Source organism: Cupriavidus consociatus, from assembly GCF_017814975.1.
GTDB lineage: Bacteria > Pseudomonadota > Gammaproteobacteria > Burkholderiales > Burkholderiaceae > Cupriavidus > Cupriavidus consociatus.
On the sequence record NZ_JAGIQA010000022.1, the window covers coordinates 61126 to 82228 of the forward strand.

The 21103-nt window shown below is 60.2% G+C and carries 11 protein-coding genes and 3 pseudogenes; 7 read left to right on the forward strand and 7 right to left on the reverse strand.

Annotated elements, in window-relative coordinates:
• The first annotated feature begins 48 nt into the window (after nt 1-48).
• From J8I82_RS26135 to J8I82_RS26145, 3 genes are all read left to right on the forward strand, one after another.
• Nucleotides 49-894, forward strand: coding sequence for a GntR family transcriptional regulator (locus J8I82_RS26135; protein ID WP_209761742.1), 846 nt, complete (start codon nt 49-51; stop codon nt 892-894).
• A 528-nt stretch (nt 895-1422) separates the two neighbouring features.
• Entirely contained in the window at nt 1423-2625 is a 1203-nt protein-coding gene (locus J8I82_RS26140; RefSeq protein WP_209761743.1) for a mandelate racemase/muconate lactonizing enzyme family protein, read from the forward strand.
• A 193-nt stretch (nt 2626-2818) separates the two neighbouring features.
• The gene (locus tag J8I82_RS26145; RefSeq protein ID WP_209761744.1) at nt 2819-3781 is read left to right on the forward strand and encodes a tripartite tricarboxylate transporter substrate binding protein; all 963 of its coding nucleotides are present in this window, start codon (nt 2819-2821) and stop codon (nt 3779-3781) included.
• 95 nt (nt 3782-3876) lie between these two features.
• Here the strand turns inward: J8I82_RS26145 and J8I82_RS39675 are convergent, their stop codons facing one another.
• On the reverse strand, nt 3877-4257 hold the full coding sequence (locus tag J8I82_RS39675) for an NAD(P)-dependent oxidoreductase (RefSeq protein WP_209761745.1): 381 nt from the start codon (nt 4255-4257) through the stop codon (nt 3877-3879).
• Nucleotides 4258-5315: 1058 nt separating this feature from the next.
• Here J8I82_RS39675 and J8I82_RS26155 point away from each other — a divergent pair.
• Nucleotides 5316-8825, forward strand: a complete 3510-nt coding sequence (locus J8I82_RS26155) for a pyruvate carboxylase (protein ID WP_209761746.1) — start codon at nt 5316-5318, stop codon at nt 8823-8825.
• Between the two features lie 397 nt (nt 8826-9222).
• On the opposite strand, the gene J8I82_RS26160 is transcribed toward J8I82_RS26155, so the two are convergent.
• Nucleotides 9223-10014, reverse strand: a complete 792-nt coding sequence (locus J8I82_RS26160; protein ID WP_209761747.1) for a substrate-binding domain-containing protein — start codon at nt 10012-10014, stop codon at nt 9223-9225.
• Nucleotides 10015-10658: 644 nt separating this feature from the next.
• Between J8I82_RS26160 and J8I82_RS26165 the strand changes: the two are divergent.
• A pseudogene (locus J8I82_RS26165) lies at nt 10659-11898 on the forward strand (cystathionine gamma-synthase family protein).
• 106 nt (nt 11899-12004) lie between these two features.
• On the opposite strand, the pseudogene J8I82_RS26170 reads toward J8I82_RS26165, so the two are convergent.
• Nucleotides 12005-12898, reverse strand: a pseudogene (locus tag J8I82_RS26170) (adenylate/guanylate cyclase domain-containing protein); the annotation flags it as partial.
• Between the two features lie 468 nt (nt 12899-13366).
• On the opposite strand from J8I82_RS26170, the gene J8I82_RS26175 reads away from it, so the two are divergent.
• Complete coding sequence (locus J8I82_RS26175; protein ID WP_209761748.1) at nt 13367-14401, forward strand: IS110 family RNA-guided transposase; 1035 nt, start codon at nt 13367-13369, stop codon at nt 14399-14401.
• 641 nt (nt 14402-15042) lie between these two features.
• On the opposite strand, the pseudogene J8I82_RS26180 reads toward J8I82_RS26175, so the two are convergent.
• Nucleotides 15043-15963 (reverse strand): annotated as a pseudogene (locus tag J8I82_RS26180) (IS110 family RNA-guided transposase); the annotation flags it as partial.
• Nucleotides 15964-16025: 62 nt separating this feature from the next.
• On the opposite strand from J8I82_RS26180, the gene J8I82_RS26185 reads away from it, so the two are divergent.
• Nucleotides 16026-16787, forward strand: coding sequence for a helix-turn-helix domain-containing protein (locus tag J8I82_RS26185; RefSeq protein WP_209761749.1), 762 nt, complete (start codon nt 16026-16028; stop codon nt 16785-16787).
• Between the two features lie 206 nt (nt 16788-16993).
• Here J8I82_RS26185 and J8I82_RS26190 read toward each other — a convergent pair whose 3' ends face one another.
• Genes J8I82_RS26190 through J8I82_RS26200 form a run of 3 tightly spaced genes read right to left on the reverse strand, consistent with a single transcriptional unit; the run spans nt 16994 to nt 21086 of the window.
• Nucleotides 16994-17344, reverse strand: coding sequence for a hypothetical protein (locus J8I82_RS26190; RefSeq protein WP_245180131.1), 351 nt, complete (start codon nt 17342-17344; stop codon nt 16994-16996).
• An 8-nt stretch (nt 17345-17352) separates the two neighbouring features.
• Nucleotides 17353-19236 carry an integrase gene (locus J8I82_RS26195; RefSeq protein WP_209761751.1) on the reverse strand — a complete coding sequence of 628 codons (1884 nt, stop codon included), beginning with the start codon at nt 19234-19236 and terminating at the stop codon, nt 17353-17355.
• Nucleotides 19233-21086: an integrase gene (locus J8I82_RS26200; RefSeq protein ID WP_245180132.1), complete on the reverse strand. Its 1854-nt coding sequence runs from the start codon at nt 21084-21086 to the stop codon at nt 19233-19235. Before J8I82_RS26200 ends, J8I82_RS26195 begins: the two co-directional genes overlap by 4 nt.
• Nucleotides 21087-21103: the final 17 nt, after the last annotated feature.

Genomic DNA, 21103 nt, shown 5'->3' on the forward strand with positions numbered 1-21103 from the left:
ATGCATCTAATGCAGAAGGAGCCGATCATCCCTCCCGAGACTGAAAGCATGCAGGAAGAATTCAGACTGCAAGAGAGAATTAAAGCATTGATCGTGCAAGGGGAGTTCGAGATAGGAGCCAAGATCAGTGAGCATCAGCTTGCACAGAGATTCCGCGTAGGCAAGGCTCGCGTGCGTCGTGCACTGGACAACCTCGCTGTCATGGGATTCGTTCAAGTCCGTCCACGAATTGGTACCTTTGTCTTTACGGTAACTGAAGTCGAATTTGACCATCTGAATGCGGTACGGGCTCTGCTGGAGTGTGCAGCAATTCATCTCGCGATGTCTGTGGCCCCACAGCGCTTCATTGCAGCGATGCGGGAGAACATTCAAAGGGCCGAAGCCCTAGCTCTCAGGGATAACTACCGCAGGGCGTTTCAGCAACTGGACCGGGAGTTCCACCGCCTGTCCTTCGCCTATGCTGACAACCCGTACTTGACCGACGCTTATGAAGCGATAGACATCAAGATATGGGCCATGCGAAGCCAGCTCACTTTCCCAGGCTCGCACGTTAGCTCGTCGTTGGATGCCCATCGCGCGGTATTTCAACAGCTCGAGACTGGAGAAGTCGAACTCGCCTCCCAGCGTCTTCAGGAACATATTCGGAAGAGTTTTTCACAGCAAGCACGAGCCCTACTTAGCGTAGTCGCTATCATAGCGCCTCCAGACTCTAAAATCATCACCCTGTTTAGCAACACAGGCAGTCCTTTGACGCGCCATCGCAGAGGCCCTTGCCATGACGGGCGGGGCTGTCGGTTCGCACTTATCTGCCACTACGCCACGCGACTACACGCCTATGGCGCCCCCAGCGGGGCGACTGTCCGAGACAGTCGTATTTGCTTCAAATGGGGCTAGCCCTAGATCCTGTCGATCGCATAGCCAACAATGCAAGAGCAGGGCTGATGCCGTGTGTCAAAGAAACGCCCGACGCCGCAGCTCGTGGCTAGCGTGCTCGCTCCAGCACAGGGCGCCTTCACTGGCTCACCGTACCCGCTCGGCCGCTCGTGCCCATCTGTTGACACAAGCGTTTCCGTATTCCGTCATCGCCGCCGCAATGTCGACGCCAGACTTGTAGCCAATTGTGCCTGGGCGCACGTCAGCCTGCCACGGTCCTCCCGATAGATCAATGCCGGCGAAAGCTCGCTGCGCCTGCCGCTAGCGTAGAGCGGCGGGTTCCCGCTTCGTCGGCCAGGCGGTACAACCGCACCTTTCTGCTTACCAAGCTAGCTGCCGATGGATGCAGTCAATAAGTAAAAACGCCGATCCTGGCATGCCAGCGTGGCAAGCACCTCATTGAAGGACTCATCTCTTCATCCCTAAAATTCCTGACATTGCAGCCATGACTTTAGCTTCCGCGAAAGCCGCTGTTTATCAGGAGACGACATGAAGATTACGAAGGTTGAGATTTTCGATTGCGAAGTAAATCGCAAGGACCCCTCCATGGCAAAGTTCAACCCCGTGCTGATCCGCGTCCATACGGATGAAGGAGTAAGCGGCATCGGCGAAGTGGGGCTGGCTTATGGCGCTGGCGCCAAAGCAGCGGTCGGAATCGTTCGTGACTTCGCTCCCTTCATCATCGGCCAGGATCCGATGAAGGTCGAAGCCATCTGGGAACTCCTCTTCCGCACAACTTACTGGGGTGCCGGTGGCGGCCCCGTCGTATATGGCGGTATCAGCGCGATCGATATCGCGTTGTGGGATATCCGCGGTCAAGTGATGGGGCAACCAATTTACCAACTTCTCGGTGGCAAGACGAACGACAACCTCCGTACCTATGCTAGCCAGTTGCAGTTTGGTTGGGGCGATGTGTACTCGCAGAACGTCTCCCCGGAGCAGTATGCGGTCAGCGCTCGGGCCGCGATGGCGGAAGGCTACGATTCCGTCAAGGTCGATCCGTTACAGATTGGTCCTGACGGCGTGAAAACAGGGGTCACCAAAATCAACCAAAAAAACTATGGCTTGCTGAGCCACGACGACGTGCAGATGGGTGTTGAGCGTATCGCTGCAATTCGCGAAGCCGTGGGACCGAACGTAGACATCATCTGCGAAATCCACTCTCTGCTTGGAACAAACTCCGCCATTCAGTTCGCCAATGCGATAGAGCCCTACAACATCTTCTACTATGAGGAGCCGGTGAACCCACTGAACCCGAAGAACTTCCAGAAGATTGCGAGCAAGACGTCGATTCCGCTCGCTACCGGCGAGCGATCGTATACGCGGTGGGGCTACCGGGAACTGTTGGAGAAGCACACTCTGGCCGTTGTACAGCCTGATCTCTGCTTAGTCGGCGGCATCACCGAGGGCAAGAAGATCTGCGACATGGCCAATGTCTACGATGCCACCGTGCAAGTTCATATTTGCGGGGGACCTGTTTCGACCGCTGCCGCCCTGCATATTGAGGCCGTGATCCCGAATTTCGTGATTCATGAGCATCACACCTACGCATTGAAGTCCTGCGTGCGAGAGCTATGTGTGAATGACTATCAGCCAGAAAATGGTCGCTTCCAAGTTCCAGATGAGCCCGGCCTCGGTCAGAAGCTCAATGACGAGGTTGTGAAGGACTATCTCGCTTACACCATCGCGTAACTCCGTTAGCTATTTTCCTCTCCTCGAGCCGCTATACCGCGTTTCGAGGCAGGAAACGCCTACCTCTGAGAAGCGATGACGTCATGGGCATGAGTCTGTAGGGAGATTTGCTGCCTCCCTAAGATGCATGCTCCTTCACGACTCTAAAAAAATTAGCCCGAACTACCGCATCGCGGTAAACAGGAGACAAACCATGAAACCCTTCTTCTGCAAATTGGCGCTGCTGGCCCTGTACACGGCGCCACTTATCGCGCAGGCACAAGAATATCCCAACCGTCCCATTACTCTGATCGTTCCGTGGAATGCCGGGAGCAATACTGACGTCGTCATGCGCGCTGTCGCTGACGCGGCTAGTAAAAAGCTTGGCCAACCCTTTGTGATCGATAACAAGCCTGGAGTGACAGGCACGCTAGGACCGGGCATTATGGCCCTCAATGCAAAGCCAGATGGCTACACCATTGCCCAAGTCTCTGTCCCGCTGGTGAGGCAGCCTTTTCTGCAGAAGACCCGATGGGATCCGATAAAGGACTTCACCTACATCTCCAACCTGATGGGCTATACCATGGGCGTCGTCGCCGGCGCTCAGACGCCCTTTAAGTCCTGGAACGACGTCGTCGCATTCGCCAGGACCCATCCCGATGAAGTATCCTACGCCTCTTCCGGCCAGTACGGAACACCGCATCTTGCCATGGAGCAAATCAGCGCTCTCGCCAAGGTTCGGTTTAACCATGTGCCGTTCAAAGGTGGCCCGGAGGCCAATACCGCAGTAGCGGGTGGACACACCCAACTTCAGGCTAACTCCGCCAATTGGAAGCCACTTCTGGACTCAGGAAAAGCCAGATTGTTGGTCGTGTGGAGCCAGCAACGGAGCAAGCAGTGGCCTGAAGTCCCGACGCTGAAAGAGCTTGGCTACCCGCTGATATTTGAATCACCGTTGGGAATCGCTGGCCCCAAAGGCATGGATCCCAAGATCGTCACCAAACTGGATGTAGCCTTCCGCGCCGCCATGGACACGCCGGAAGTGAAACGCGTCATGGATGATTTTGCCATGTTCCCGAACTACAAAGGCCCTGAAGAATATCGCCAGTTTATGGTTGAACAGCAAAAGCAAGAAAAGAGGCAGCTAGAGAAGATGGGCATCCCGATCGTGAAATGACCACATGGCTGCTAACTGACCCGCGGCCGTTGAACGGTGACATTGTCGCCGTTCACCCACCCCAGGTGAGCCCACCTTAACTTCGGCGAACCAGCTTATCGCCACTCGCGAGCCTGCGCAAATTGTCTACGACGATATCTCTGATGTTGGCGGGAACCAGGTCTGACACTAAGCCCGCGACATGAGGAGTGATGATCAGATTTGGTGCCGACCAGAATGAGTCGTCCGCCGGCAGTGGCTCCACATACGTGACAATCTACTCCGGCTCCTGCCAACTTTCCGGACTGAAGCGCGCCCCCCCAGATCAGCCTGATTGACGACATTTCCCTGGCCACATTGATGAACAACACATCGTGCTTGCACTGGGAGAACGCATCCCGATCGAACATGCCGACCGTCTCGGGAGTCGATGGAACCGCCGCAACAACGATATCAGCGCGCGCGACTGCCTTGTAGAGGTCCGCGGATTCCACCATTTCGTCGACGTGTAGCTAGCGCCTCCGCTACCAGCGATCTCGCCAAATTCCCCAGGTAAGCCACTTTCATATTGATTTTCCCACCCATCATCCTGCTACATTGCCGTGGAGACACCACGGAATCACCGCTGCACGCGTTTCTCCACAGATTCTAACGACATGACATCGTTTGTCGCTAAATCCACCAATGGAATAATAACGCACCGCGCGGTGCATTTAGTCTAGCTCCTTCGACTGCGGGTGTTCTATTCGGTTTCGCCCCAAAGATTGGTGAATATCTGTTCAGTCACCTGTGAGCGAAGTTCAAAAACCATGCGGGATGCCCGTGGCTGCATTGCTTCTGCAGGAGCATAAAAGAAAGAATTTCTTTATATTCAATAAAGATCATCTTGTTTGCCGATCATGAACTCTTTCGCGACACTCTTTTTCTCCTTACCTTCCGTTTGTGAGGGTGCGCACGACTCGGAGCATGCTGTCAAAGAGGCTCATTTTCCGGCTCGGCAGCGGAGATGAAGATTCGGATAGAGGCGAGGTGTTCAACGGACAACCGTCTCGCTCCATCGCTTCGATGGCGGACGAAGCTACCTGGTTGGCGAGGGAAGCAGCCGCTGGCGCTTGGCTCGACATCAACGGAGTCCGGCACATCGCCCTGCAGGCAAGGCGCGACGCATACAGCCGGGCCACGGCTTCCTGTCGGAAGGCCCCGACTTCGCACATCAACGACAAGAGGAATGCACGTGACGTACTACGGAAAGATCGAAGCAGGCGCGGAGCGCGAGGCCGCCACCGAGGGGAGCAAGTTGCATGCTGGCCAGGCGCTCGGCGAGAACGGCACTCGCACCGACTCGCTTCCACGGCGGTCACATTGGGCATGGGCAGTCGCAAAGGGTCACCATGACTGGATGGATTCGCACACTCCATTTTCGCTCCACGAATAGCAGTTCGTTCAGGTTAGCGCACTAACGGGCGGAAGCTCCGGTGCCCGCCCATAGCGTCGCCTGCCCACCTCCCGACCTTGCCGTGCCGCTTGCGTATGGCCGATTCTCTTTTTTCGCCACATGAATTACACCCCAATCAAATCCCTGCTGATTGCCAACCGCTCCGAGATCGCGATCCGCGTGATGCGCGCCGCGGCCGAGATGAATATCCGGACGGTGGCGATCTATTCGAAGGAAGACCGCCTGGCGCTCCATCGCTTCAAGTCGGACGAAAGCTACCTGGTTGGCGAGGGCAAGAAGCCGTTGGCGGCCTACCTCGACATCGACGACATCCTGCGCATCGCGCGGCAGGCCAAGGTGGATGCCATCCACCCGGGCTATGGCTTTCTCTCGGAGAACCCGGAATTCGCGCAAGCCGTGATGGACGCCGGGATCCGCTGGATCGGTCCGTCGCCGGAGGTCATGCGCAAACTGGGCAACAAGGTGACGGCGCGCAATGCGGCGATCGAGGCTGGTGTGCCGGTGATGCCCGCGACCGATCCGCTGCCCGCCGACCTCGAGGAGTGCAAGAGCCTGGCGGCCGGCATCGGCTATCCGCTGATGCTCAAGGCAAGCTGGGGCGGAGGCGGGCGCGGCATGCGCGTGCTGGAGAACGAGCAGGACCTCGAGATATTGCTGCCGTCCGCGCGACGCGAGGCCTTGTCGGCGTTCGGCAATGACGAGGTGTATGTCGAGAAACTGGTGCGCAATGCGCGCCACGTCGAAGTGCAGGCGCTGGGCGATACGCACGGCAATCTGGTGCACCTGTACGAACGCGACTGTACCGTGCAGCGGCGCAACCAGAAGGTGGTGGAGCGCGCGCCGGCGCCTTATCTGGACGATGCCGGCCGCGCAGCACTGTGCGATGCGGCGATGCGGCTGATGCGCGCGGTTGGCTACACGCATGCCGGCACGATCGAGTTCTTGATGGACGCGGACTCGGGCCAGTTCTATTTCATCGAAGTCAACCCGCGCATTCAGGTCGAGCACACGGTTACCGAGATGGTCACGGGTGTCGATATCGTCAAGGCGCAGATCCGCATCACTGAGGGCGGCCATATCGGCATGACCGAGAACACGCGCGATGCAGATGGCAAGATTGTCATGCGCGCCGCCGGCGTGCCGGAGCAGACGGGGATCTCGCTGAACGGGCATGCCCTGCAATGCCGGATCACGACCGAGGACCCCGAGAACGGCTTCTTGCCGGACTATGGTCGGCTCTCCGCCTACCGTAGCGCCGCGGGCTTTGGCGTGCGCCTGGACGCCGGTACGGCCTACGGTGGTGCCGTGATTACGCCGTACTACGATTCGCTGCTGGTGAAGGTCACCACCTGGGCGCCGACCGCCCCCGAGTCGATCCGGCGCATGGACCGTGCACTGCGCGAATTCCGCATTCGGGGCGTGGCGTCCAACCTGCAGTTCCTTGAGAACGTCATCAACCATCAGGCCTTCCGGTCCGGCGAAGTCACCACGCGCTTTATCGACAAGACGCCGGAACTGCTGGCCTTCACCAAGCGGCAGGACCGTGCCACCAAGCTCCTGCGCTATCTCGGTGATGTGTGCGTCAACGGGCATCCGGAAATCAACGGCCGCTCGTTGCCTCCGCTGCCGTTGCCCAGCCCGGTACTGCCCAAGGTGGATACTGCCGGCGAGCTTCGGACCGGCACGCGCGACCTGTTGCGCGAACTCGGCGCGCAGAAGTTCTCCCGCTGGATGCTGGAGCAGAAGCGGGTGCTGCTGACCGACACGACCATGCGCGATGCGCACCAGTCGCTGTTCGCCACGCGCATGCGCACTGCGGACATGCTGCCGATCGCGCCGTTCTATGCCCGCGAACTGACACAACTGTTCTCGATGGAGTGCTGGGGCGGGGCGACGTTCGACGTGGCACTGCGCTTCCTGAAGGAAGACCCGTGGCAGCGCCTTGAGCAACTGCGCGAGCGGGTGCCCAACATCCTGTTCCAGATGCTGCTGCGCGGCTCGAATGCGGTCGGCTACACCAACTACGCGGACAATGTGGTGAAGTTCTTCGTCCGCCAGGCCGCCAGCGCGGGGGTGGACGTGTTCCGCGTGTTCGATTCGCTGAACTGGGTGCGCAATATGCGCGTGGCCATCGATGCCGTGGGCGAGAGCGGCGCGCTGTGCGAAGGCGCGATCTGCTACACCGGGGACATTTTCGACAGCTCCCGTCCCAAGTACGACCTGAAGTACTACGTCGGGATCGCGCGCGAGCTGCAGGCTGCAGGTGTGCACGTGCTGGGCATCAAGGACATGGCGGGGATCTGCCGTCCGCAAGCGGCCGCCGCGCTCGTGAAGGCGCTCAAGGAAGAGACGGGCCTTCCCGTGCATTTCCACACCCACGACACCAGCGGCATTTCGGCCGCCTCCGCGCTCGCCGCCATCGGTGCCGGCTGCGATGCGGTCGATGGTGCGCTCGATGCGATGAGCGGGCTCACCTCGCAACCGAACCTGTCAAGCATCGCGGCGGCACTGGCCGGCAGCGAGCGCGACCCCGGACTCAGCCTGGACCGCCTGCACGAGGCGTCGATGTACTGGGAGGGCGTGCGTCGCTACTACGCACCGTTCGAATCGGAGATCCGCGCCGGCACGGCCGATGTCTTCCGCCACGAAATGCCCGGTGGCCAGTACACGAACCTGCGCGAGCAGGCGCGCTCGCTCGGTATCGAGCATCGCTGGACCGAGGTGTCGCGCGCATATGCCGATGTCAACGAAATGTTCGGCGACATCGTGAAGGTCACGCCGACGTCCAAGGTGGTTGGCGACATGGCACTGATGATAGTGGCCAACGATATGAACGCAGCCGATGTCTGCGATCCGGCCAAGGAGATTGCCTTTCCCGAATCAGTGGTGTCGCTGTTCAAGGGCGAACTCGGCTTCCCGCCTGACGGTTTCCCTGCGGAACTCTCGCGCAAGGTCGTGCGCGGCGAGCCGCCCGCGCCCTACCGGCCCGGCGACCAGATCCCGGCAGTTGACCTCGACGCGGCGCGCGCCGAGGCCGAAGCGGTGTGCGAACAATCGATCGACGACCGGCAACTCGCCTCCTACCTGATGTACCCCAAGCAGGCGATCGCCTACCACGCACACGTGCGGACATTCAGCGATACATCGGCTTTGCCGACGCCGGCCTTCCTGTATGGACTGCAACCGCAGGAAGAGGTCGCCATCGACATCGCGGCGGGCAAGACTTTGATGGTTTCCCTGCAGGGGACGCATCCAGATGCCGAGGAGGGTAACATCAAGGTCCAGTTCGAGCTGAACGGGCAATCCCGCACGGCGCTGATCGAGCAGCGCAGCGCGGCGCAAGCCGGTCCGACACGTCAGAGCCGGACCGTTGCCGATCCCGATAATCCGCTGCATATCGCCGCGCCGATGCCAGGGTCGATCGTGACCGTGGCAGTCCAGCCGGGGCAGAAAGTCGCGGCTGGCACGACGCTGCTGGCGCTGGAGGCGATGAAGATGGAAACTCACATCCCGGCCGACTGCGATTGCGAGATCGTCGCAGTACACGTGAAGGTAGGAGAGCGGGTCTCGGCAAAAGACCTGTTGATTGAGTTGAAGAATGTAAGCTGAGCTGCAGGCGGCGAACACGAGGGCTCCTCTTGGCAGCTCTTGGCCCCTGCCGGCTGATTCTCCATCGTCCCCATTGACGAGACGCAGCACAGCAGAGAGGAATGGGGCGCGTGGTTCGGAGACCTCCTAATCTCACGCCCCGTGGCTCCGCGCTAGCATCGGGGTGCTATGGCGCAGTATGCTCTCGCTGCGCCGACTTTCCCTCTGTCCTTAGCCAATCTCTAGGTTGGTAGGCTTACCTCGTCGCACATCATCTTTGGACGGCCGCGTTCCGGCGTCAGAGCAAAGTCTGAGTCGCCTTCGATGAAGCCCGCCGCCGACCTAGCCGGTTTGATGGCACTCGATTCGCGCGATTCCAGATGGCCTGAGTCAGGCCCCCGGGGATTGCTAGTGCGGATCAATCCTTCGCCAACTGCTTGCCAGTTTGGTCGCCGGTAATCCAACCCCAGCGGGCGAAGATTGCCGCACCCGCTTTGGAACGCAGGAAATCAACGAACTGTCGGGAAGACGGATTCGCTTCCCCGCGTTTGGTCACGGCGACGCCCGTATCGCGGTAGATTGCATAGCGCGGCTCGATTGGGACAGTCTCGGCAAGCGACGGATTCGAGACCTGCCAGATATTCCAGATGAGCCATGCGTCGATCTCGGGCTGCGCAATCCAACTCTGCCGGGCAATCGCGCTATTACCTGCGTAGCTCACGATATTGCGACGCAACGCTGCGACCGTGCGGATCTCGCCAAGGCGGCCTGCCACGTCTTCCCACACACCGTTCTGTCCCGCGCCATTGACGACCAGGACTTTCACACCAGGCTTAAGCAAGTCCGCCAAGCCGCGGATTTGGCGCGGATTACCGGGGCGGACGAGGATCGCCATCGGACGCAGGTACAAAGGTTCTGGCGACTGTTGCGTTAGTTGGTCGCCCATCGCCACGACAAAGTCTGACATCATCGTCTCCGAACCGCTGAAGATTAGGTCAGCGTCGGCGCGCGCATGCTCAATCCAAGATGGCGTCGGTCCAGCCGTGACTTCGACGTGTGTACCGCTCCGTTTTTCGAAAGCCCCGGCAGCCTCCCTCATCGCTGGAGCGGGACCACCGGGGCCATAGACATGCAGCACGGATTGGGAGAACGCATTCAGCGATGAGGCGGACAATGCCAGGACGGCAACGGTTCGCAAGATGGTCTTCATGGAAGGGGGGCTCCTATAGGGTTGAACCGATTCGGCGAGACGGCGTTATGTCCTGCTAGCAAGGTGCCTCATCATTTGCGTCATGCCGACTGCGTCACAAAGAGAATGCTCTGAATGGGCCAGTTGCGGCTCCGGACCAACGGCGCGCGGTTTCCCCAGCGCGCATGAGGATGATGTCCACGACCTGTCGCAAGAAGCGCATTGCTGGATGAGCTTCCCGGTCGCTCCTTCTGCCGTCATCCTCATAGGGTAGGGGCCAACAGAAGGCGTCGTGTGGATGTCTGCAGAATGGATTGATCGTGGCACGCTCGGCAGAATTATTCGTTGCTACACCCGCCTATCGCAACGAAGATTAACTACCATGCCGTCAAAGAAAATCTTGCTGATCAGCCTTTGTCAAGACGGGCCGAGCCCCTGCCCAATTGGCAAAACGGCCGAGCCTGCATCATTTTTGTCGGATTGCCTTTCCACGCGCCTCTGCCTCGCCCGCCTTTGCGCACCAGCGTCAACCTCGTCTCCCACGTCTAAGCTCCATCTCCATGATGGGACCCGCGTTGGAGGCGTAGGTATCATCGCGGAAGCTTTCGCCATCCATCAGTTAGCGGCGATAATCGTTCCAACTAATATCGAGAGGCGCAAACAGCATGGACAAGCAAGGCTTCACTACTGGCATCGTTCACGGCGATAGGAAGACGGGCACAGAGCACGGCGGCGTTCATCAGCCGATTCACGCATCCGTCCAATATGGGTTCGACCGCGTCGAAGATCTGATAGGCGTGTTCCAGGGCACGAAAAAGGGAGGTTTCAACTACGCGCGACAGGGCACGCCAACGACCGCAGCGCTTGAGCGCAAGATCACGAGCCTGGAGGAAGGCGTCGGCACGGTCTGCTTCAGTACCGGCATGGCGGCGATCACAGCGACGTTTCTCACTCTCTTGCGCGCGGGGGACCATCTCGTATCGAGCCGTTACGTATTCGGCAACACCAACAGCTTGTTTGGGACGTTGCGCACACTCGGCGTCGAAGTGACGACCGTCGACGCATGTTCCGCCGAGGAGGTGAAGAGCGCAATCCGCCCGAATACCCGCATGGTGTTCGTCGAAACCATCGCGAATCCGGGCACGCAGATTCCCGACTTGCATAACATCGGCAATGTATGCCGCGGGCATGGCATCGCGTATGTCGTCGATAATACGATTACCTCGCCCGCACTTTTCAAGCCGAAAGCGATCGGCGCAAGCCTCGTGATCAACTCGCTAACGAAGACGATCGCGGGCCATGGCACCGCGCTTGGCGGAGCCGTGACCGATACAGGCCTGTTTGACTGGAGCGCGTATCCCAATATTGCTGCCGAGTACCGGCGTTCGATGGCACAGGAACAGGGGCTTCTGCAGATCCGCAAGAAGGGCCTGCGCGACATGGGCGCAGCACTGTCGTCAGAGCAGGCGCACGCCATCTCGGTAGGGGCGGAAACGCTCGCCTTGCGTGTGAAGCAATGCAGCGAAAACGCGCTCACACTCGCGCATTTTCTGGAAGGGCACGCAGCCATCTGCAGGGTGCTTTATCCCGGCTTGAAGAGCCATCCGCAATACGGCATCGCGCAAGAGCTGTTCAAGGGCGCATCGTGGCTCCTGTCGTTCGAACTGACTAACGCGGAGTGCATGATCGAAGTCGTCAACGCGCTGGAACTGCCGATCAAGGCGACCGGTCTTGGTGACACGCGCACGCTGATCATTCCTGTGGCATCGACGATCTTTTTCGACCGGCGCAGAGACCCGCAAAGCCATGGGGATTTCCGACGGTATGCTGCGGCTGTCGGTAGGCATCGAGGACATTGACGATCTGATCGCCGACTTCTCGCAAGCGCTGAAGTCGGCAGCTTGACGATCGGGCCCCAATATTATTGATCTTTCCGTAAATCATGACATCACCACAACGTTGCCTGAACCCAGCATGCGGCGATGATCGAAGGCCGGTGTTGAGCGCTTTTTAGCTTGCGATGCGCCCCCACCTGCAGCCGTGTGCGCAAGGCGCCCAGGCCGAGCATCTCATACACGGCCAGTGGCTCGCGAAGTCCTTTGATGTGGGTACGTCCCAGGGCCTGGAACGCGAAATACCCCTCCGTCAGCCGGTGGGTCGATTCGCTGACCAGGATGGAGGATGGAGTTCCGACGCCTTCCATCCGGGCGGCGATGTGCATGGTGTGGCCCACCGGGTCATAGTCGGTGCGCAAATCGTCCTTGCGGATCGAGCGGACCACCACTTCCCCGGTGTGAACGCCCACCCGGATCTGCAGCGGGATGCCCTGCTCCAGCCGGATCCTGTCGCTATGGCGGCGCATCGCCTGCTGCATCCGCAGCGCCGCGAACAGTGCCCGCAGCGCATGGTCTTCGTGGGCGATCGGCGCGCCAAACAGCGCGAGGATGCCGTCGCCGAGCGACTTGGCTACGTAGCCCTCATAGTGATGGACGGCTTCCATCATCAGCGCCACGACCGGGTCGATCAGGCTGCGGGCTTCCTCGGGGTCGAGGTCCTGGATCAACGCGGTGGAGCCGGCCATGTCGGCGAAGAGTGCCGTGATGGTCTTGCGCTCACCAGCCGCGTCCGCGCCCTTGGCTTCCATCGCGACGCGCTCGGCGCGGATGCGCTCGGCCAGATGGGGCGGCGTGTAGAGGACCGGGGCCGGGATGGGCGGCGCCGACGGCGGAATCTGCCGAGGCGCTGCCACCGTATCGGTCAACACCGCACCGCATGCACCGCAAAACCTGGCAGTGGCGCTAGACTCGTGGCCGCACTGCGGGCAGAGCTGCGCAAGCCTTTGCCCACACGCCTCGCAGAACCTGGCGCCCACGGGGTTCTCAAACTGGCAGTGCGTGCAGCGCATCTCGCCCTCGGACTGTCTGTTGGTCGCTACGCACTCATTCAAGGTCCAATCGATACCTGTGGCAAGCCCGTCACGGTCCCAAGGGTTGCCGACGACGACGCGTCAAGCAACCGGGGCCGCCGCAGGTCGCCCCGCTCAACTCAGTCGTCCGCCACTCCCGCGCTGGCGGTATCCGCCGGCGTTCCAGGTGGGCGCGAAGCCGATCGCAGCGTCTTCGCCTGTCGGTCGCGGCCGTCCTGCGTCGCTGGTCCCGAGGCTCCCGGGCGTCTATTAGTAGCGGTGTCTCAACGCCTCGCAGTTGACGCTTCGCCAGAGTGGCTTGGCGCCACAGCAACACATTGGCGCTTGCACAACTAAAGAATGAAAGGGACTTCCCCGTCCCGAGGGCTGCGGCGGAAGCCGCGAATCGGCATCAACGTGCCATGATGAGGTTTTGGCCTTCATCAACACCAGCAAGAGGGGAAGTCCATGCCTATTGTCACCGTTGGAATTGACCTAGCCAAGAACATCTTTGCCATCCACGGCGTGGACGAGGCCGGCAAAGCGGCGCTGACCAAGCCACGTGTCTCGCGCGATCAGTTGGCGGCTCTGATCGCGAAGTTGTCGCCGTGCGTGATCGGCATGGAAGCCTGCTCAGGAGCCCATCATTGGGCCCGCGTGTTCCAGCAACATGGCCACACCGTCAAGCTGATGGCGCCCAAGCACGTAGCGCCGTATCGCATGTCCGGCAAGCGCGGTAAGAATGATGCGGCCGATGCAGCGGCGATCTGTGAGGCGGTGACGCGCCCGAGCATGCGTTTCGTGCCACTGAAAGACGAACATCAGCAGGCCACGCTATGTCTCCATCGGACTCGGCAGGGGTTCGTCGAGGAACGGACTGCAGCCTATAACCGGATGCGTGGCCTGCTTGCTGAATTTGGTGTTGTCCTGCCACAGAGCCCGGAGCGTTTGCGAAGAGAGATTACTCCCCATTTGGATGCCCTGCCAGGCTGGACCCGACGCTGCATCAGCGATCTCCTTGACCACACGGGTAACCTCGAGGACCGTATCGCAGAATATGACCGGGCAATCAGGGAAATCGCACACACCGACGAGCGCAGCAAGCGACTCACGCAGCTCCGCGGCATCGGCCCGACTACGGCGAGCGCTCTGCTTGCAACCCTAGGCGCCGGACACGACTTCAGGAACGGGCGTCAGGTAGCCGCCTGGCTCGGACTGACGCCTGGCCAGTACAGCAGCGGTGGGAAGTCCCGGCTGGGCAGCATCACGAAGGCGGGAGATGCCTATTTGCGCGGTCTGTTGGTAATCGGTGCGCGTGCCGTCATTGCCAATCTCAGCGAGAAACAGGACCGCTTCAGCCGTTGGGTCCGAAGTCTCGTGGAGCGTCGAGGATACTGGCGTGCGGCTGTCGCGATCGCCGCCAAGAACGCGAGGATGGCTTGGGCGATTCTGAAATATGGCGATCCCTTCAAGTACGAACCGGTAGCCTTGGGAAGCCCATGACCGATGGTCACATTTGAATCAAAGATATTGGCTATGACTCAATAGACGATCACTTTGCACTGCCAGCGGTGATGTGAAGCGGGTTGGACCCGCGCAGGGCGTACCTGAAGTTACAACGGGGATATCCATTCCCGGCTAATGAATGAGGCCCCTGCGCGCGTCTTTCATCAGGGTCCGGGCCATTGGCCCAACATGACCGGTTGTAGTACCGCAGTCCTTCACCTTCTCACTCGCACCGGCCAGGCGGCGCAGCAGCAGAAAAATACGTTGAGCTTGTGTTCAGCGGGGAAGCCCTTCTATGAGCAATGGTTTGTCAAGATCGTAAACGTGAGGCTGTCCTCAGTGAGTGGGGCTCGATTAGGAAGGGGCTGTTGTGTTCGTGGGATGCCAGCACTGCGGATATGAAGCCGTTTATCGCGCCCGTGAGACCTGAGGTCTGCACTCACCTTCTATCCGCTGGCGTATGGCCAGCCCCATCCTGCATGCGCGCTTTGCCCGGAATATCACCGGGGCATGCGTCCCATCTTGTAAGCGGTTGCGCTATCGGCAACCAGGGCTTCCCACGGACGCATGCACTTCAAACCATTGTGCTGGTGTGCTCGACGGCGACATCGCCTCCTTCGTACAATATTCTTCTGGATCTACACGGACTTCAGTTGTGCCCCTTCGGGGACAATTCCGTCCGTCAGGTAGCGCCACAGCGCAATAGCGAGGCGGCGGGCGACGGCTACGATGGCGACCCGTCGGATTCGGCGACTCGCGGTCGCACCTTGTGTGCGCTGATAGAACCAGCGCGTCAACGCACTGTCGGGTTGATGCCGCAGCCAGACCCAAGCGATTTCGATAAGGAGGGCGCGCACCCGTCGATTGCCTTGTTTGCTGATGCCCTGATCAACCTGACTCTCGCCGCTATCGTACGGCTGAGGCACGAGTCCCACGCATGCTCCAACTTCACGACGGTTGTTGAAGCTGCGCCAGAACAGTTCGAGCGCCAGTCTCTGAGCACCAACACCTCCAATGCCTTTGAGGTGACTCAAATGGTCGACGCGCTCGCGTGCGGGTTCAGGCAATGCGCTCCGTAACGTGCGGTCAAGCTTGACGAGTTGCTGTTCGACGAACTCAAGCCGTTCGCACTCTCGCTGCAGGCGCTGAAGTAGTTCGGGCGGCAGCGGTGTACCGTCGTGACATCGCACGTCGTTGTGCGCGAGCCGTTGGGCGAACGCTTTTTGCCCGATGTCGTCCCAGCAGCCAAGGGTGGCCAGCAGTTTGCGCATGCGATTGCGATGCTGAAGCACTTCCTTTTGCAACTGGGCGCGTTCGCGCATCAGGTGGCGTGATGCTTCATCTTGAGGTGATGGCACGCGCACGACGCGCATGCGATCGCGTTCGCCGTGAAGCCAGGCGCGCAAGTTTATGACCAGCCTAATCGCATCGAGCCGATCCGTCTTGGCTCGTCGTTTGTGGCGCTCGACAGGAATGCTCGCGGGATCAACGACATGACACGCAATATTGCGAGCTTGCAGTGCGTGAGATCCCAGCTCATAGGAGGGCATCATGCGCACAGATTCGGCATCAACGGGAAAGACATCTACGGGCCCGAACTGCCGCCGCTGAAGAATCGGACGTGGAGATCAATCTGACCACGTGGCCCACGGTCGATGAGCAAGCACTGCCGGAGCCTCAGCGCGCCAATTTTCTCGCCCGCGTCAGAGCGGTTCGCCTCTATTTGAGCGGCGCCGATGGCAAGGAGATTCAGGCGAAGGCAGGGATCAGCCGTGGCCAGGTGTACCGCTTGATCACCGAGCGTTGCCTGGCGCCGCATCCTGACGGTCGCATCTTTGGCTGGCGCGGATTGCTGCCGCACCAGCGCATCCGCCCTTACACACGTACTGCACCTCTTGCGGTGAATCCCTGGGGAGGCGGGGCGGTCGGGGCGCTCCAGGCTTTGTTCTTGAGCGCCGCAGGCCAAGGTTTGGAAGCTGAATTTCGCCAGCAAATCCTCGGGAATCGTAAAACACTCGAATCGTCCCGACGACCTCGGGCCGTGCTGTACCGCTGGATTCTGACCGCGTTGCGGGAACGAGGCTTCGAGCAGCGCGGCGAATGGCCATTCAACGTCGCAAAGCAAGGCTACAAAGCCATCTGCCATTACATGGATACGGTCATTGCAGCGGCACCGCTACGGACCCGTTGCGCACTACTTGGCGGCCCGGAAGCTGAGCGCAAGACCCGCACGGGCGACGGGACACGCCGTCCCCCGTTGCGGTTGTTCGAGCGCGTGGAATGCGACGCGCACAAGCTCGACGTGCGGATGGTGGGCTCGTGCCCTCCCCGCACGGCGGCTACGAGCCGCGCGTCATCCACCGCCTCTGGGTGGTCGTGCTGATCGAAGTGGCCTCGCGCGCCGTTCTTGGCTACAGCTTGTCCTTGCGGCTATGCGCAAGAGAAAAAAGATGGACATCAGGCCGAGCCTTGAAAATACTGGAATCGGCAGACCGCGGGGTGTCCATTAGAGTGGGAGAAAAAGTGGACACAACGTCCGTCGCGTGTCCATGTTCCCCCCACAAGTTTGCCTGTATCGTATTTCGAGATCTAGCGGGACTGCAAGGGCAGGACACTACCGCCACGCAGCGCGGCCAGTTCCTTGCGCAGGCTGAAAACCTGACGCAGCAGGGCGAGTTCACGAGCCAGTGACTCGTCAAGCTGTGCCTGCAGATCCTTCGCGTTGCCCTTCGCGCGGTTCAGACGGTCGGTCAGTTCGAGCTTTGGCCGCTCGGCTACGGCGTTGGCCGCATCGATTGCTTCGATCAGCGCGGCAAACTGAGGGCGCGACTTCTTGATGCTGCCTTTCTTCCGCCCCGCCTCGATCGCCACGGTATCGTTATTGATACGCGCACCCTTGCGCTTCTTCAGTCGATCAAGGGCCGCGTAGTAGTCGGTCATGGCATCGCTCATGCGGCCTCCGGTTTCATCAGTTTCTCTTGCGCGTCAAGCAGTCGTTGCAGCGTCTGTGCCTCGATGCGGCATTCGACGCTCGCCTCATCGACAGCGCGCAGCTTCTCGACTGTGGTGCGCTGCGCCTTGATCAAGCGCTGAAGCTTCGACGGCACGACCACGAGGTTACGGCAGTTCGATTCAAGGCAATCCAGACGCATCCAATCGAGCGGCGTCGACTTGCACGGCTCGACGCTGGCGCAGCCGCCCAGCACCGTCTCGCGGTACGCCAGTTCGCCGTTCCCGAACATCCTCACCGTCTGCTCGCGTGAGTAGACCGACACAGGCGATGCCTGCACGGCACGGCTCTGTGTCCATGCTGCGTGCCCGCCGAACAGCCGCTCGTCAGAGAACAGAACCTGCTCAGCGTACGCAAGGTACTCGGACAAGGCCTGTGCGTCGGCCCATTCCTTCGCGAAGTGAGCCTTGTCGGTGTCGATGAAGCCCTGCGCAAACGCCGAGCCACGAGCGTAGTACATGCTCATTTCCTGCGTGATGTGTTGCAACTGACGTTTGAGTGTCGGCAGCGTGACGAGGCCACTACGTTGCGCATACAGCGCGAGCGAGCGGCGGAGCTGATGACGCGTGAACGGCCACCGCTGCCCGATCGCGTACTTCGGCTCGTCTTCCCATGCGCGGTGCATGTCGACACGCTTCAGTTCAGCGATGTCCTCGGCCGTGATTCTTGGAAAAACGCGCTCACGAAAAGCTTCAACTTCGTTATGTATGGTAGTGGGCGGCCGGCTTGCCAAGTACTTACGATGCAGACCCATCCGACAGAACAGCAGATGAGAACCGTCCTTCGACTCGGCGTAGCCTTGTGCGCCGTGCGCGCGATGCGCGTCGCCCGACAGCCGTTGCGCTAGCCTGACGGCACGAGCACCGAGCAGGCTCGTCACCCAACATGCGCGTTTAGGACGTCCGCCGGACAGCTTGGTCGTCACGCCCTCAATGGCGTAGTGCGTCATACCGTCCAGCCTGGTTTCCCTCAGGCAGTCGTACGGCAGGTTCTCTGCTTCCATCGCGCGCATGCCGGTGAACGACAGAATGACAAGTTGGCATAACGCGCTGATCGACGCCAAAAGCGACGCCACGACGTAAGGGGAGTCCGTGCACTCGAAGTGGACAGCAGCCATCTTCAGTGCGGCACAGACGCCAGGGCGTTCGCCAGCGTATGCGCGCGCGAGGTAGCTCGACAACGCGTTGGCGACGCTCTCAGCGATCACGAGGTCATGCTCGCAGGTCGACAGGAAGTGCTGGTAAATCCGCGTCGGGATGACCGGGTATTGTGAATTTCCGGCGCGTTGCGCGGAGCGTTCTAGCAGCGGCTTATGCAGTTGAGCCAATGGCACGCGCAGTCCCGTGGCTGCGGCGCCCACTCGGTGAAGCTTCGCCAGAATCGAGTGAAGGCGTTGGGCCTTCATGTCCATCCCGGCTCGTGCCGCATAGTCAAGAACAACGGCAACGCTGGATAGCCCGTCATAAAGAGTAAGCTGGCGTTCGTCTGCAAAGTAAGCAAAGTCCTTCAGGTAAACCGAGCAACCTTGAAGAGTACTGGACGCAGGTACCGTCTCGCTCGCTTCGTGCATCAGAAAGTACATGACCTGCTTCCACTGACGTGTAGTCGCGGCTGAAAGGGTGCGGCCTGCGTCGTTAAGGGGGTGGCCCCTAAAGTGGATATGGGTGCGGCGCGATCCAATCCTATATGCACGGATGTCCCAAGCGTCGTCGCCAAACAGCGAAGCAGCTTTCCCGGCCTTGTCGCGAGTCACGACCGCATCGTCTTCAATCCGATACCAGTCTGGGCGCTCGGCGAGCGCCGCGATCAGCGTATTGTTCATGCCACTCCCAATTCGTAAAGCTGATCAAGCTTGGTCGACCAGAAAGCGTCCAGGTCTCCATCAATATCAACGCCGTGCTCGATCTGACCGACCAGCGCGGCGTCGCGCTTCCGTAGTTCATTCAGAAGGAAGTCGACTCTTCGCAGCACCGCGCCGAACGAGCTCTCGTACTGCTCGAGCGAGTCAGCACGCCCGCTTACGAGCCTGATGCAGTGGCGGCAGCTCAGCAGTTTTCGAATGTCGGCGGCGTCAGCGTGCACGCGGTACTGGTCGCAAAAGAGACACCCTTCGGTCGAGCGGCAGTCAGGCTGTACTGCGACCGAAGCCGCGATCGGAGCTGGCTTGTGGAACTCGATGCAAACGCCCACCGCGCTCTTGATGGAACCCGCCGGGTCGTTGCCAGCCTTCAGCACGGTCTTCTCGACTGAAGCGAGGAATGCACCCATCTCAGCCTTGTGCGCAGTGTCCATGCCATTCGAGTACGAGCGCAGCGCCGTGGCCAAGGAGTGGCCCATCAGCCTGGCTGCAACGACAGGGCCGTGATTGCTCACCGCCCAATCCTGCTTCGCCGCACGCCACTGACGAGCGCTAATGCGCGGCAGCACAATCCCGAGCGTCCCGAGCCGACTGTAAAGCCGATCAAGGAATTGGGCTGAGAGAGCCGTTAGCCGCCGTAGCTGCGCATGATGCCCGACTACGACGAACAACGCGTCACAGTCTGCGTCCTGCACAAGATACCTGCGCAATGCCAGATACGCCTTGAGCTTTGGCATGAAGGCCAGCGAGACGGTGAACGTAACTTCCATTCCACCTGCACGGTACTTAACTTCGCGAAACTTCTGACGTACAACAGACGCTTCCTGCAGGTTCGCCGCAAGCTCCGGGCTCCATTTCATTGCGAGCAGCTGCGCGAGGCTGACGCCCGTTTCAGCCAGAAACAGCGTGGCGAAGCAAAAGACCGCCATCGAAGCGTGCGAGCGCCGGATCGGTGACTGTGCGTCCTCGTTGGCCGCCGCAAGATGTTTGGAAGTTAACCGCGCGATGCACCACGAACGATGGCGAGGATTGTTAGCTCCAGCCTCGGCCAAGCGCCTCGTGATTTCTTCCCGGGTTCGCAGCTGTCCCGTCTCTAGATTCCAGCCAAGCAAGCCGTACGAATCGTGCCCTTCGCTACGGCCATGTGTGTGCGGAACAAGGCAAAGATTCTCACCTCGCGCCGTGGTCACGTGCAACGGGTATGGCTTGAAGTCGAGCACCAGCGTGCTGATGCTGCTGAACAGTGCGTCAGCCCACGCGAGCAAGGCGGCTTGTGCCTCGGCGTCGGGCACAGCTGTCGGTGCATAAGCATACCGTTGCTGGCGCAGCACCCTTGCATCGGCGCAGAAGTCGTCGTTTCTGAAGAACTCACGAAGCATCGACAACAGATTAGGCTGAATGCCTGCGACGGTATTGTGGTTCAGGTTGCCCAGTGAGACCTGTTCACGCTTTTCACGAAAGTAACGATGAACCGCCTCCGCCGTAGCCTTCTCGTTACAGAGCACCTGATGCAAGCCCAGCCTGTCCGCCCAGTTGGCGAAGTCAAGCACGCCGCGCAGAGCACCGTAGATTGTCTCCGAACGCCAGGCGCCAAGGGTCACACGCTCGGAAAGCTGCGTCACCAGCAGGCGTACAACCTTGGTGCGTTCGCTGCTGAAGCTTCTGGGATCGAAAGTGTGCCGCGTGGGCCGCGTGTTCGACGTGTCGCGCGTCAGGTAGCAGATCTGTCCGATATCGGAACGGTTGCCAATGCCCTCCCACTTAAGCAGCGCGCGCTCGGGGTGCAGCAGCGTCGTGCCCGCTGCGAGCGGCATGCGAACCTCCTCGTACA

Coding starts and splice junctions, on each gene's coding strand:
- J8I82_RS26135 (WP_209761742.1), top strand. CDS start 49: ATGCAGGAAGAATTCAGACTGCAAGAGAGAATTAAAGCATTGATCGTG.
- J8I82_RS26140 (WP_209761743.1), top strand. CDS start 1,423: ATGAAGATTACGAAGGTTGAGATTTTCGATTGCGAAGTAAATCGCAAG.
- J8I82_RS26145 (WP_209761744.1), top strand. CDS start 2,819: ATGAAACCCTTCTTCTGCAAATTGGCGCTGCTGGCCCTGTACACGGCG.
- J8I82_RS39675 (WP_209761745.1), bottom strand. CDS start 4,257: ATGGTGGAATCCGCGGACCTCTACAAGGCAGTCGCGCGCGCTGATATC.
- J8I82_RS26155 (WP_209761746.1), top strand. CDS start 5,316: ATGAATTACACCCCAATCAAATCCCTGCTGATTGCCAACCGCTCCGAG.
- J8I82_RS26160 (WP_209761747.1), bottom strand. CDS start 10,014: ATGAAGACCATCTTGCGAACCGTTGCCGTCCTGGCATTGTCCGCCTCA.
- J8I82_RS26175 (WP_209761748.1), top strand. CDS start 13,367: ATGCCTATTGTCACCGTTGGAATTGACCTAGCCAAGAACATCTTTGCC.
- J8I82_RS26190 (WP_245180131.1), bottom strand. CDS start 17,344: ATGACCGACTACTACGCGGCCCTTGATCGACTGAAGAAGCGCAAGGGT.
- J8I82_RS26195 (WP_209761751.1), bottom strand. CDS start 19,236: ATGAACAATACGCTGATCGCGGCGCTCGCCGAGCGCCCAGACTGGTAT.
- J8I82_RS26200 (WP_245180132.1), bottom strand. CDS start 21,086: ATGCCGCTCGCAGCGGGCACGACGCTGCTGCACCCCGAGCGCGCGCTG.